The organism is Microtetraspora glauca (assembly GCF_040656155.1).
GTDB lineage: Bacteria > Actinomycetota > Actinomycetes > Streptosporangiales > Streptosporangiaceae > Microtetraspora > Microtetraspora glauca.
Genome location: NZ_JBFALK010000002.1, coordinates 72,184 through 84,673 on the forward strand (window position 1 = coordinate 72,184; position 12,490 = coordinate 84,673).

At 69.7% G+C, this 12,490-nt stretch carries 12 protein-coding genes; 8 read left to right on the forward strand and 4 right to left on the reverse strand.

The genetic code is table 11. The features are described 5' to 3' along the window. Window positions 1-16 precede the first annotated feature (16 nt). Window positions 17-1,621 carry a cellulase family glycosylhydrolase gene (locus tag AB0I59_RS03575; RefSeq protein ID WP_358129623.1) on the forward strand — a complete coding sequence of 535 codons (1,605 nt, stop codon included), beginning with the start codon at window positions 17-19 and terminating at the stop codon, window positions 1,619-1,621. Between the two features lie 72 nt (window positions 1,622-1,693). Here AB0I59_RS03575 and AB0I59_RS03580 read toward each other — a convergent pair whose 3' ends face one another. Both AB0I59_RS03580 and lexA read right to left on the reverse strand, forming a co-directional pair. After that, window positions 1,694-2,815 (reverse strand): MalY/PatB family protein, encoded by a 1,122-nt coding sequence (locus AB0I59_RS03580; RefSeq protein ID WP_061257355.1) that lies wholly within the window; start codon window positions 2,813-2,815, stop codon window positions 1,694-1,696. A gap of 124 nt (window positions 2,816-2,939) precedes the next feature. Further along, window positions 2,940-3,641 (reverse strand): transcriptional repressor LexA, encoded by a 702-nt coding sequence (gene lexA, locus AB0I59_RS03585; RefSeq protein WP_061257356.1) that lies wholly within the window; start codon window positions 3,639-3,641, stop codon window positions 2,940-2,942. A gap of 425 nt (window positions 3,642-4,066) precedes the next feature. Here lexA and nrdR point away from each other — a divergent pair, with 425 nt between their 5' ends. From nrdR to AB0I59_RS03605, 4 genes are all read left to right on the forward strand, one after another. Beyond that, window positions 4,067-4,528: a transcriptional regulator NrdR gene (nrdR, locus tag AB0I59_RS03590; RefSeq protein WP_061257357.1), complete on the forward strand. Its 462-nt coding sequence runs from the start codon at window positions 4,067-4,069 to the stop codon at window positions 4,526-4,528. 108 nt (window positions 4,529-4,636) lie between these two features. Next, complete coding sequence (locus AB0I59_RS03595; RefSeq protein ID WP_358129627.1) at window positions 4,637-7,483, forward strand: vitamin B12-dependent ribonucleotide reductase; 2,847 nt, start codon at window positions 4,637-4,639, stop codon at window positions 7,481-7,483. Window positions 7,484-7,584: 101 nt separating this feature from the next. After that, window positions 7,585-7,707 (forward strand): hypothetical protein, encoded by a 123-nt coding sequence (locus AB0I59_RS03600; RefSeq protein ID WP_358129630.1) that lies wholly within the window; start codon window positions 7,585-7,587, stop codon window positions 7,705-7,707. 34 nt (window positions 7,708-7,741) lie between these two features. Next, the gene (locus AB0I59_RS03605) at window positions 7,742-8,773 is read left to right on the forward strand and encodes a nitronate monooxygenase (protein ID WP_358129633.1); all 1,032 of its coding nucleotides are present in this window, start codon (window positions 7,742-7,744) and stop codon (window positions 8,771-8,773) included. An 83-nt stretch (window positions 8,774-8,856) separates the two neighbouring features. Here the strand turns inward: AB0I59_RS03605 and AB0I59_RS03610 are convergent, their stop codons facing one another. After that, window positions 8,857-9,675 (reverse strand): Fpg/Nei family DNA glycosylase, encoded by an 819-nt coding sequence (locus tag AB0I59_RS03610; RefSeq protein WP_358129636.1) that lies wholly within the window; start codon window positions 9,673-9,675, stop codon window positions 8,857-8,859. A gap of 66 nt (window positions 9,676-9,741) precedes the next feature. Then, window positions 9,742-10,176 carry a type III secretion system chaperone family protein gene (locus AB0I59_RS03615; RefSeq protein WP_358129639.1) on the reverse strand — a complete coding sequence of 145 codons (435 nt, stop codon included), beginning with the start codon at window positions 10,174-10,176 and terminating at the stop codon, window positions 9,742-9,744. Window positions 10,177-10,219: 43 nt separating this feature from the next. Between AB0I59_RS03615 and AB0I59_RS03620 the strand changes: the two genes are divergently transcribed. From AB0I59_RS03620 to AB0I59_RS03630, 3 genes are all read left to right on the forward strand, one after another. Then, on the forward strand, window positions 10,220-11,095 hold the full coding sequence (locus tag AB0I59_RS03620; protein ID WP_358129642.1) for an RNA polymerase sigma-70 factor: 876 nt from the start codon (window positions 10,220-10,222) through the stop codon (window positions 11,093-11,095). Between the two features lie 101 nt (window positions 11,096-11,196). Continuing rightward, window positions 11,197-11,994 (forward strand): SDR family oxidoreductase, encoded by a 798-nt coding sequence (locus AB0I59_RS03625; protein WP_358129644.1) that lies wholly within the window; start codon window positions 11,197-11,199, stop codon window positions 11,992-11,994. Further along, window positions 11,991-12,437: a hypothetical protein gene (locus AB0I59_RS03630; RefSeq protein WP_061257364.1), complete on the forward strand. Its 447-nt coding sequence runs from the start codon at window positions 11,991-11,993 to the stop codon at window positions 12,435-12,437. Before AB0I59_RS03625 ends, AB0I59_RS03630 begins: the two co-directional genes overlap by 4 nt. Window positions 12,438-12,490: the final 53 nt, after the last annotated feature.

Below are 12,490 nucleotides of genomic sequence, written 5' to 3' on the forward strand. Positions count from 1 at the left end.
GGATGGGAGGCACGTCTTGTCCAGACGTATTCTCGGCGCGCTGGCGACCGTCGCGGCGATGGCCGCGGCCGTGCTCGTCGCGACCGGCTCGCCCGCACAGGCGGCGGGCACGGGGTCCGGATACCTGCACACCAGCGGCAACAAGATCGTGGACAGCACCGGAACGACGGTCCGGCTGACCGGCATCAACTGGTTCGGAATGGAGACCGACAACAAGACGTTCCACGGCCTGTGGTCGGGGAACCCCTGGAAGAGCCAGCTCGACCTGATGGCGAGTCTCGGATACAACACCATCCGGGTCCCGTGGTCCGACGACGCGGTCAAGCCGGGCGCCGTCGCCACGAGCGTCAACACCTACACCAACCCCGACCTGGTCGGCCTGTCCCCGACGCAGATCCTCGACAAGGTCGTGGACTACGCCGGCAGCAAGGGCATGCGGATCATCCTCGACCGGCACCGGCCGTCCAGCGCGGGCCAGTCGCCGCTCTGGTACACCTCCACGGTCTCCGAGGCGACCTGGATCGCCAACTGGAAGTCGCTCGCGCAGCACTACGCGGGCGACACGACCGTCATCGGAGCCGACCTGCACAACGAGCCGCACGCCGAGGGCACCAACCCGGCGGCCACCGGCGCGTGCTGGGGCTGCGGCGACGTCAACCGCGACTGGCGGCTGGCGGCGGAGCGGGCGGGGAACGCGATCCTCGCGGTCCAGCCCAACTGGCTGATCTTCGTCGAGGGAGTGAGCTGCCCGAGCGGCGGCCTGTCCAACATCTGGGACAACGACCCCAGCAACGACGAGGACTGCGGCTGGTGGGGCGGCAACCTCAGCAAGGCCAAGGGCTACCCGGTCCGGCTGGACGTGCCCAACCGCCTGGTCTACTCACCCCACGAGTACGCCACCTCGGTCTACCACCAGGCGTGGTTCGACGACCCGGCCTACCCGGCGAACATGCCCGCCATCTGGGACCGGTACTGGGGATACCTGTACAAGCAGAACATCGCCCCGATCATGGTGGGTGAGTTCGGCACCACTCTGGCCGCCAACGTCGACAAGATCTGGCTTCAGGAGCTGATGAAGTACCTGGGGACGGGCGTCAACGGCATGTCGTTCACGTACTGGTCGTGGAACCCGAACTCCGGCGACACGGGCGGCATCCTCAAGGACGACTGGACCACCGTGGACCAGGCCAAGCAGAGCATCCTGCAGCCGTACCTGATCCCGCCGGTGGGCGGCACGTCCTCCCCGTCCCCGTCCCCGTCGGCGTCGCCGTCCGCCTCGCCTTCGGCGTCGCCCTCCGCGTCCCCGTCCGCGGGCAAGGCGTGTACGGCGACCTACATGGTGGCCAACTCGTGGGCGGGCGGCTTCCAGGGTGAGGTCGCCGTCAAGAACACCGGCACGACGGCGACGTCGGGCTGGACCGTGACGTGGACCTTCCCCAACGGCCAGACGATCAGCCAGCTCTGGAACGGCACACTGTCCGCCGGCGGATCCGCGGTCACGGTGACCAACCTGAGTTGGAACGGAGGCCTGGCGGTGAACGCCTCGACCACGTTCGGCTTCCAGGCGTCCTGGTCCGGGACCAACGGAAGCCCGGCCTCGGTCACCTGCGCCGCCGCCTGAGCCGTACCCGGTCCGGCCGGTAGCACCGCCTGACCCGAGCCGCCGCCCGATCCGCACCGGGCGGCGGCTCCGTCAGGACAGCGCGGTGGAGATCCGGGTCAGGATCTCTTCCAGGATCGGCTCCGAGGTACCGAAGTTGATCCGCGCGTAACCCTCGCCGCCCGGTCCGAACAACGGGCCGGGATTGAGCCTGACCCGCGCCTCCCGCTCCAGGTAGGCGGCGGGGTCCTCGTCGAGGAAGCCGAGGTCGAGCCACCCCAGATAGGTGGCCTGGGGGATCCGGTAGCCCACTCGGGACGGCAGCCGCTCGGCGATGAGCCGGCGGTTGCGGTCCAGGATGGCGAGGACCTCGGCCAGCCAGGCGTCGCCGTGCCGCCAGGCGGCCACGGTCGCCTCCACACCGAGCAGGTTGGGCGCGCCGTAGATGTGCGCGGGCTGCCGGTTCACCGCGTCGCGTACGGCCGGTGCGCCGAGATGCGCGACGGAGCAGCGGATGCCGCCCATGTTGAACGCCTTCGTCGCGGAGGTGAGCGTGACGGTGCGGGCGGGCAGCAGCGTGCCGAACGGGATGTGTGACTGCGGCCCGTACGTCAGGTCGGCGTGGATCTCGTCGGAGAGGACCAGGGCGTCGTGCCGCTCGGCGTACTCGGCGAGCGCGCCCAACTCCTCGGCGGTGAACACCCGGCCAGTGGGGTTGTGCGGGTTGACCAGCAGCAGCACGGCGGCCGGCTCGTCCGGCACCTCGAACCGCCACCCGTCGCCGTCCGGCAGCATCGGGATGGACAGCAGCCGCCGTCCCATCTCGGCGATGGTGTCCAGGAACGGGTGGTAGGCCGGAGTGTGCAGGGCGACGGTGTCACCCGGCCGGGTCGTCAGGTGCAGCAACACCTGGAGGGCCTGGTTGATGTCGCTGTAGGACCGGACGTGGCCGGGATCGGGGCGGAAGCCGTACCGGGTCTCCATGCGCTCGGCGAACGCTTCGGCGAGGGGACCGACGGAGGGCTCGTCCAGCCACGAGGGATAGCCGAGGTCGGTCTCGGCGCGGCGCGTCACCGCCTCGCGCACCGCCTGCGGAACGGGGAAGTCCATGTCGGCGACCCAGGAGGGGATCACGCCGGGCGAGGTCTGCGACCACTTGAGACCGTCGCGTAGGGAGGCGTCCTCCAGGCTGAGCTGGTCAAGGTTGCGCGTCACAGAGCAAGCCTATTTGCGGCAATCACCCTGATTGCTCCGTGACCGCTCCGCGGTGACAGAGGTCACCGCGGAGCGACGCCGGATGCGCGGTCCGGAGGGTCGGCCCGCTCGGCGGGCCGGGGACCTAGAGCTTGCGCAGGACCGCGGTGACCTTGCCCAGGACGGTCGCCTCGTCGCCAGGGATCGGCTCGTAGTTGGCGTTGTGCGGCACCAGCCACACATGCCCGTCCTTGCGCTTGAAGGTCTTCACCGTGGCCTCGCCGTCGATCATGGCGGCCACGACGTCGCCGTTGTCGGCGACCGGCTGCTGGCGCACCACGACCCAGTCGCCGTCGGCGATGGCGGCGTCGATCATCGAGTCACCGCTGACCTGGAGGAGGAACAGCGTTCCCTCACCGACCAGCTGCTTCGGCAACGCGAAGACGTCCTCGATGCTCTGCTCGGCCAGGATCGGGCCTCCGGCGGCGATGCGGCCGACCAGCGGCACGTACGCGGCGGTCGGGCGGCTGAAGCCGGGCTCCACCTCCGCGGCGTCCGGGTCGACCCACAGCACCGGCTCGCCGGGCAAGCGGACCTCGAGCGCCCGGGGGCGGTGCGGGTCGCGGCGCAGGTACCCCTTACGCTGCAACGCCGTGAGCTGATGCGACACGCTGGAGGTGCTGGTCAGCTGGACCGCCTCACCGATCTCGCGCATCGAGGGCGGATATCCGCGCTGCTGCACGGAGTCGCGGATGACCTCGAGGATCTTGCGCTGCCTGGGGGTGAGACCAAGGGAGTCACGCCTGCGCACCGCAAGGTCGCTGACACTCTCTTCCTGCCCGCTCACCAAACCACCTCCCAATCCGTGTTCTTCATGTCGCACAGAGCGACGGTACCTCGATCCAAGATCATCATCAAACAATTGTTCGATTCGATGTGAATACCGCCACCTGTGTGGATGTAGCAACATCGTACGGGAGTTCGATCGACATCGTGTTCGATATTGCCGAGATTTCGCCGATCTTCTTGTAATGTGCCCGCGCGATGCCATCGGGGCCTGCGACACGCCCGGGGTTCAGGGTGATTCCCCAGGTTGAACAGCGACTTCGCCCGAGCCGTCGCGGCCGACTTGCGTTCAAGGTCGGGCACTTCTACGGTTGGACCACAACATCTAGTAGTTACAGCGATGTACTTCACCACAGCTTGTGTTTCCGTGACCGCTTCACGACGATTTCGTGAGGTGGGCGCAAGCGTTTCCAGGGAGGCGATGACGTGCACTGCCCGTTTTGCCGTCACCCGGACACGCGGGTCGTCGACAGCCGCTCTACCGAGGACGGGGCCGCGATTCGCCGCCGGCGAACCTGCTCGGAATGCGGGCGCAGGTTCACCACCCAGGAAACCGTTCTGCTCATGGTCAGCAAGCGCAGCGGAGTGACCGAGCCGTTCTCACGTGACAAGGTCGTCGCCGGTGTGCGGCGGGCCTGCCAGGGACGCCCGGTCGGCGAGGATTCGCTCGCGCAGCTCGGGCAGCTCGTGGAGGAGAGCATCAGGGCCACCGGATGCGCCGAGATCGCCTCGCATGAGGTGGGCCTGGCCATCCTGGGGCCGCTGCGCGAGCTGGACGAGGTCGCCTACCTGCGCTTCGCCTCGGTCTATCGGGGGTTCGAGACGCTGGCCGACTTCGAGGCCGAGATCGAGCAGCTCAGAGCCGCGCGCACCGCCGTCCAGCAGTAGCGGCGGGAGTTGGCGGGACGGCCGACGCGGACGCCCGTCACGCACGGTGGTTAAACAGACACGTGATCGGATGCGAGGGGCTCCACCGGGCCCCGGGAGGGGGAATTCATGACAGAGATCGTGAACGGCACCGAGACGGGCACCGGGGGACGGGGTGGCAAGCGGCCGGCGCGTAAGGGGCTCAAGATGAAGCGCGTCTTCACCACCCCGGGGGTCCACCCGTACGACGCGGTGACCTGGGAGCGCCGCGACGTCGTCATGACGAACTGGCGCGACGGCTCGATCAACTTCGAGCAGCGCGGAGTGGAGTTCCCCGAGTTCTGGTCGGTCAACGCCGCCAACATCGTCACCAGCAAGTACTTCCGCGGCGCCGTCGGCACGCCCCAGCGCGAGTCGAGCCTGCGGCAGCTCGTCGACCGGGTCGTGGACGTCTACACCAGGACCGGGATCGAGAACGGCTACTTCGCCAGCGACGAGGACGCCGAGATCTTCGACCACGAACTCAAGCACGCCCTGATCAACCAGGTCTTCAGCTTCAACTCGCCGGTGTGGTTCAACGTGGGGACTGCCTCGCCGCAGCAGGTGAGCGCGTGCTTCATCCTGGCCGTGGACGACCAGATGGAGTCCATCCTTGAGTGGTACAAGGAAGAGGGCGTCATCTTCAAGGGCGGTTCCGGTTCGGGGATCAACCTCTCCCGCATCCGTTCCAGCAAGGAACTGCTCTCCAGCGGTGGCACGGCCAGCGGCCCGGTGTCGTTCATGCGCGGCGCCGACGCCTCGGCGGGCACGATCAAGTCCGGCGGCGCGACCCGCCGGGCGGCCAAGATGGTCGTCCTGGACGTCGATCACCCCGACATCGAGGAGTTCATCGACACCAAGGCGCGTGAGGAGGACAAGATCCGCGCGCTCCGCGACGCCGGGTTCGACATGGACCTCGGCGGCAAGGACATCGTGTCCGTCCAATACCAGAACGCCAACAACTCCGTCCGGGTCTCCGACGAGTTCATGCGCGCCGTCGAGAGCAACGGCGACTTCGGCCTGCGCGCCCGGCTGACCGGCGAGATCATCGAGAAGGTCGACGCGAAGTCGCTGTTCCGCAAGATGGCCAAGGCCGCCTGGGAGTGCGCCGACCCCGGCGTGCAGTACGACGACACGATCAACGACTGGCACACCTGCCCGGAGACCGGGCGGATCACCGCGAGCAACCCCTGCTCGGAGTACCTCCACCTGGACAACTCCTCCTGCAACCTCGCGTCGATCAACCTGCTGAAGTTCCTGCGCGACGACGACACGTTCGACGTGGAGAACTTCGTCAAGCTGACCGAGCTGATCATCACCGCGATGGACATCTCGATCACCTTCGCCGACTTCCCGACCGAGAAGATCGGCGAGACCACCCGGGCCTATCGCCAGCTCGGCATCGGCTACGCCAACCTCGGCGCCCTGCTGATGGCCACCGGCCACGCCTACGACTCCGAGGGCGGCCGCGCGATCGCCGGCGCCATCACCTCGCTGATGACCGGCGCCTCCTACCGCCGCTCGGCGGAGCTCGCCGCGATCGTCGGGCCGTACGACGGGTACGCGCGCAACGCCGAGGCGCACAAGCGCGTCATGCGCAAGCACGCGCACGCCAACGACGACATGCGCACGGTCGACGACATGGACCGGGTCATCCACGCCGAGGCCACCCGGCAGTGGCAGGAGTGCCTCCGGCTGGGTGAGAAGAACGGCTACCGCAACGCCCAGGCGTCGCTGCTCGCGCCCACCGGCACCATCGGTCTGATGATGGACTGCGACACCACCGGCATCGAGCCCGACCTCGCGCTGGTCAAGTTCAAGAAGCTGGTCGGCGGCGGTTCCATGCAGATCGTCAACCAGACGATCCCGAGGGCGCTGCGGCAGCTCGGCTACCAGGAGGAGCAGGTCGAGGCGATCGTCGATTACATCGCCGAGCACGGCCACGTGGTCGACGCCCCCGTCCTGCGGCCCGAGCACTACGAGGTGTTCGACTGCGCCATGGGCGAGCGGGCCATCGCACCGATGGGCCACGTCCGCATGATGGCGGCGACCCAGCCGTTCCTGTCCGGCGCGATCTCCAAGACCGTCAACCTGCCCGAGTCGGCCACCGTGGACGACATCGAGCAGGTCTACCTGGAGGGCTGGAAGCTCGGGCTGAAGGCCCTGGCCGTCTACCGCGACAACTGCAAGGTCGGCCAGCCGCTCTCGGCCGCCAAGAAGACCACCGAGGAGATCACCGAGGAGGCCGCCGAGCAGGCGCCCCAGGTCCAGGTCATCGAGGTGCCGCGGCCGACCCGCCGCCGGATGCCCAACCAGCGGCCGAGCCTGACCACCCGCTTCACCGTGGGCGGGGCGAAGGGCTACATGACCGCGTCGTCCTACCCCGACGACGGTCTCGGCGAGGTCTTCCTCAAGATGTCCAAGCAGGGTTCGACCCTCGCGGGCGTCATGGACGCCTTCTCCGTCGCCATCTCGATCGGCCTGCAGTACGGCGTGCCGCTGGACACCTACGTCCAGAAGTTCGTCAACATGCGCTTCGAGCCGGCCGGCATGACCGACGACCCGGACGTCAGGATGGCCCAGTCGGTGATGGACTACATCTTCCGGCGGCTGGCGCTCGACTACCTGCCGTACGAGGACCGCGCGGCCCTCGGCATCTTCTCGGCCGCCGAGCGCGCCGCGCAGGCGCGCGGTGAGGACCCGGCGGCGCTCCAGGACGTCGTGGACACGGCGGCGCTGGCCCAGTCCGCGCCGATCGAGGAGAAGCGCGCGGAGGTGGCGCTGCCCGAGCCCAGGCGTGCCTCGGTGGACTCCCTGGAGAGCCACCAGGGCCGTACGGCCGACGCGCCGCTGTGCATGACCTGCGGCACGAAGATGCGCCCGGCGGGCAGCTGCTACGTCTGCGAGGGCTGCGGCAGCACCAGCGGCTGCAGCTGACCTCGGGCGATTCACGGGCGTGAAATAGCCCGTCAGGCCCGTCAGGGGCGGGGAACCGGCGAGAGTCCGGCTCCCCGCCCCTGCGTGTTCCCGTCGTGGCCGTGGAACGGCGGCTCGTGAACGCCTTCACGCCCGACGAACTCGTGCTGCTGAGGGAGTCGCTCGAACACGCCGTCGCCGTCCTCGCCGAGGGCGAGCCCGCGGACGAGGCCGACCCGAGCTGACAGCCGGTCGCGCGGGCGGGGTTAGGCTGCCGCCATGCTCGATCGCATCCTGCACTCGCTCGCCCACCCGGTCGTCCTGTCGCCGATGGCGGGCGGGGCGGGCACGGCGGAATTGTGCGTGGCCGTGTCCGAGGCCGGTGGCCTGGGGTTCCTGGCCGCCGGATACAAGAGCGGCGACGCCATGATGGACCAGGTCGAGCAGGTCAGGGTGGCCACGGACCGGCCGTTCGGGGTGAACCTCTTCGTGCCGGGCGAGCCGGCCGATCCCGACGTGGTGGAGGCCTACCGCGCGGAGCTCGCCCCGGAGACCGAGCGGTACGGCGTCGAGCTGCCCGAGGTCCCGCTCGACGATGACGACGACTGGGACGCCAAGCTCCAGCTGCTCCTGCGGCGGCCGGTCCCGTTGGTGAGCTTCACGTTCGGGTGCCCCGGCCTGCCCCTCGTCGACCGCCTGCACGAGGTGGGGACGGCCGTCATCGTGACCGTCACCGATCCCGGTGAGGCGGTCGCCGCCGTGGCCGCGGGCGCTGACGCGCTGTGCGTCCAGGGACCGGAGGCGGGCGCGCACCGGGGCTCCTTCGTGCCGCGCAAGCCGTACGGCGAGGGTGAACCCGGGCTGATCGACCTGCTGAGCGCGGTCGGGAAGGCCGCCCGCGTGCCGTTGATCGCGTCGGGAGGCATCGGGGACGGCGCCGCCGCGGCGGCGGCGCGCGCGGCGGGCGCGGCGGCCGTGCAGCTCGGGACGGCCTTCCTCCTGACTCCGGAGAGCGGGACGAACCCCGTGCACCGGGCCGCGCTGCGCGATCCGCGTTACACGTCCACCACGGTGACCACCGCGTTCTCCGGGCGGCCCGCTCGCGGCTTGACCAACAGGTTCATCCTCGATCACGTGCACGCACCGGTCGGCTATCCGGCCGTTCACCACCTGACGACGCCGATCCGCCGCGCCGCCGTGGCCCAGGGCGACCCCGGCGGGGTCAACCTCTGGGCGGGTACGGCCTGGCGGCAGGCGGCCGAGCGGCCCGCGGCGGAAGTGGTGCGCGAGATCGGCGAGGCGTTCGCCTGACCCGCGTGGTGTCGGTGGCGCCGGACCTCATGCCGAGCCGCACCGGACGCTGGAGCCGCTGCCCTGAACCCGTCGCCCGGCCGTCAGTGTCGCTGGCAGGCGGGGCACCAGAACAGGCCGCGCGACTCGAGGTCGGCGGTGCGGACCTCGCCGCCGCAGACGTGACAGTGCTGCCCGGCCCGGCGGTAGACGTAGACCTCGCCACCGTGGTCGTCCACCCGGGGCGGCCGCCCCATGGCCTCGGGCATGTGCGCGGGGCGCACGGTGTCGATCCGGCCAGAGGCGGCGCCGTCGCGCATGAGCACGGCGAGATCGGCCCAGATCGCGTCCCACTCCGCGCGGCTCAGGTCGCGCCCCGCGCGGTAGGGGTCGACGCCGTGGCGGAAGAGGACCTCGGCCCGGTAGATGTTGCCGACCCCGGCGATCACCTTCTGGTCCATGAGCAGCGCCGCGATCGGCCCCCGTGACCTGCTGATCCGCGACCAGGCGCGTTCGGGGTCGTCGTGCGGGCGCAGCGGGTCCGGGCCGAGTCGGTCGTGCACCGCCTGCTTCTCCCCGGCGGTGATCAGCTCGCACGCCGTGGGCCCGCGCAGGTCCGCGTAGCTCTCCCCGCCCTCCAGGCGGAGCCGTACGGCGCCGACGGGGGCGGGGGCGGGGGACGGGCCGAAGGCCACCTTTCCGTAGAGGCCGAGGTGGACGCGCACCCAGCCGTTGCCGTCGAACCCGTCGAACCCGAGGAAGAGGTGTTTTCCGTGAGCGTCCGTCACGGCCAGGCGCTGTCCGTCGATCAGCGCGGCACTGTCGGAGAACTTGCCCTGGGGACTGCTCGCCGCGACCGGGGTCCCCGCGAAACGCCGGCCGTACTCGGCCGCGAGCCGGTGAATGATGTGACCTTCGGGCATCGGCGGGCAGCGCTCCGGAATTCGGGGAGGGGGAAGCCCACCTTATCCGCGTCCCTGCCCGGCTGGTCAGTCCGTCTCGAACGCGAGCCGGTCGGTCAGCCAGCGGTGGAACTTGATCGCGGACCTGACCCAGTGGGCGACCACCGTGGTGAGGTGCTCGCGGGTGACCCCGGCGCCGATGTAGAGCTGGGAGTCGCCCACCACGCGCATCACGCCGCTGTCCTGGGTGAAGCTGTAGACCTTCGGCCACATGGTGTCGGCGTTCCACTCGTTCAGCGCGGTGACCAGCATCGGCTTGTCGTCGACCGAGTAGTACCTCTCGTAGAAGGTGCGGATCGTGAACAGGTCTCCCTCGGAACCGAACAGGAAGAAGACCGTGAGCTCCGCCGTGGAGATGGCGATGTCACCCTCGGAGTCGAGGGTGTGCTCGAGGTCCAACTCGTCCAGGATCTCTCTGATCAACTCCTGATCAGGCTGGACGACCGCTGGGGAAGGGGTCACGGACCCCATCCTGCACCATGTAACCGTCAATAAGCTGGCGGATATGGTGGACGAATTCGAGAAACATCGCTCACGGATGTTCGCTCTGGCATACCGGTTGCTGGGGTCCGCGGTCGAGGCCGAGGACGCCGTTCAGGACACCTATCTGCGCTGGAGTGCGGCCCACCACGACGAGATCCGGTCGCCCGGCGCCTGGCTGGCCAAGGTGCTGACGAACCTCTGCCTCAACCGGCTGACCTCGGCCAGGGCGCGGCGCGAGCAGTACATCGGCCCGTGGCTGCCCGAGCCCGTTCTCACGGACGCGCCGTTCGAGACCGCCGAGCGGCGTGACTCGATCTCGATGGCGTTCCTGGTGCTCCTCGAACGGCTCACGCCCGCCGAGCGCGCCGTCTTCGTGCTGCGCGAGGCGTTCTCGTACGGCTATCGCGAGATCGCCGACGTGCTCGAACTGTCGGAGGTGAACGCCAGGCAGCTCCACCGGCGGGCGCGGCAGCGTATCGGGGACCGGCGACGCTTCGACGCCCCGGCCGACGCCCGCCGACGCGTGGTGGAGCGGTTTCTCGACGCGGCGGGGGATGGCGATCTCGCCGGGCTCGAACGGCTGCTCGCGGCCGATGTCGTGGCCTGGTCCGACGGTGGGGGCAAGGCCGCGGCCGCGCGCCGCGCGGTGTCCGGGGCGGCCCACGTGGCCCGGTTCGTCGCGGGTCTGGCCGCCAAATTCGGCGGCCCCTCCCTCGGCCTGGCGCACGCCGAGATCAACGGGGAGGCCGGTGTGGTCGCGTCCGTCGACGGGGCGGTCACAGTGGTGTTCGTCCTGGAGACCGATGGAGAACAGATCTTCGGCCTGCGCGCCGTGCTCAACCCGGACAAGCTCGCTTTCCTCGTGGGGCAGCTCGCGGACACGAAGGCAGCGCGTTGATACGCGAGCCTTCCTCGGGTCGGTCCGCCGGCTCGTCGGGCCGGTCGGAGATTCACTCCTGAGACTGTCACGATTCAAGGTGGTCGCCGGTTCCTGTAGGCATGAGGGAATCGATACTTGTCACCGGCGGCACCGGAACCCTGGGCCGTCATGTGGTCGACCGGCTCCACGGGAGCGACATCCGGGTGCTCACCCGCTCACCGCGGGCGAGCGCGCCGTACACCGCCGTGGCCGGGGACCTCGCCACCGGCATCGGCCTCGATGAGGCGGTCGCGGGAGCGGGCACGATCGTCCACCTCGCGAGCGACCCTCGCCGGCCGCGTACGGACGTCGACGGCACCCGCCGCCTGATCGACGCCGCCAGGCGGGCGGGCACGCGACATCTGGTGTTCATCTCGATCGTCGGCGTCGACCGCCATCCGTACGCGTACTACCAGGCGAAATACGTGGTCGAAGGCATGATCGAGGACTCCGGGCTGCCGTACACGATCTTGCGGACCACCCAGTTCCACGACCTGGTGCTCTTCATGGCGCAGACCCTGGCGCGGCTGCCCGTGACGCCGATCCCCTCCGGGTGGAGTTTCCAGCCGGTCGAGACGGGCGAGGTGGCCGACCGGATGGCCGCGCTGGCGCTGAGTGAGCCGGCCGGGCGGGTGCCCGACATGGGCGGACCCGAGATCCTCCCGGCCCGGGAGTTCGTCGGGGAGTACCTGGCCGCCGTCGGTCGGCGTCGTCCCCTCGTGCCGGTACGGGTCCCGGGGAAGGTTTCGCAGGCATTCCGCAGAGGGGTCCACCTCGCCCCCGACCACGCGGACGGGCGTCGCGTGTACCGGGAGTTCCTGGCGGAGCGCGTCAGGCGGGGACGGCCCGCCGCGGGTTACGGGAGGTCGTGGGCATGACCGGACCCGCTTTCGCCCGCCGTACGGCCATGCCGCGGCTGGGGCTCGGATACCTCGCCGTCACCGAGATCGTCGTCGGGCTCTGGCAGTTGCTCCTGCCCCGGTCGTTCTACGACGACTTCCCGCTCCCCGGGCATCCGTGGGTCGCGATGCTGCCCTCGTACAACGAGCACCTGCTGCGCGACCTCGGCGGCCTCAACACCGGGATGGGGGTCATGCTCATGATCGCGGCCGTCACGCTGGATCGCCTGCTCACGCGAACGGTCCTGCTCGGGTACCTGCTGTACTCGGCGACCCATCTGGCCTTCCATCTCGGACACCTCTCCCACTTCACCGTGTTCGACGTGGTCGGTCAGGTGGTCACCCTGACGCTGGGCGCGGTGCTTCCGATCCTCCTGCTGTGCGCGTCGGGCCGGGGGCGACCTCAGCCGCCGTTCGCGTAGACCTCGTCCCGCGGGTGCCGCCGCCGGCCCGGGTGCCGGCGTCGCTGGGAGCG

Bases quoted from the DNA above. Each gene is read 5' to 3' on its own strand.
- AB0I59_RS03605 (WP_358129633.1), top strand. From the start codon at position 7,742: ATGCTCGATCGCATCCTGCACTCGCTCGCCCACCCGGTCGTCCTGTCG.
- AB0I59_RS03625 (WP_358129644.1), top strand. From the start codon at position 11,197: ATGAGGGAATCGATACTTGTCACCGGCGGCACCGGAACCCTGGGCCGT.
- AB0I59_RS03595 (WP_358129627.1), top strand. From the start codon at position 4,637: ATGACAGAGATCGTGAACGGCACCGAGACGGGCACCGGGGGACGGGGT.
- AB0I59_RS03630 (WP_061257364.1), top strand. From the start codon at position 11,991: ATGACCGGACCCGCTTTCGCCCGCCGTACGGCCATGCCGCGGCTGGGG.
- AB0I59_RS03620 (WP_358129642.1), top strand. From the start codon at position 10,220: ATGGTGGACGAATTCGAGAAACATCGCTCACGGATGTTCGCTCTGGCA.
- AB0I59_RS03610 (WP_358129636.1), bottom strand. From the start codon at position 9,675: ATGCCCGAAGGTCACATCATTCACCGGCTCGCGGCCGAGTACGGCCGG.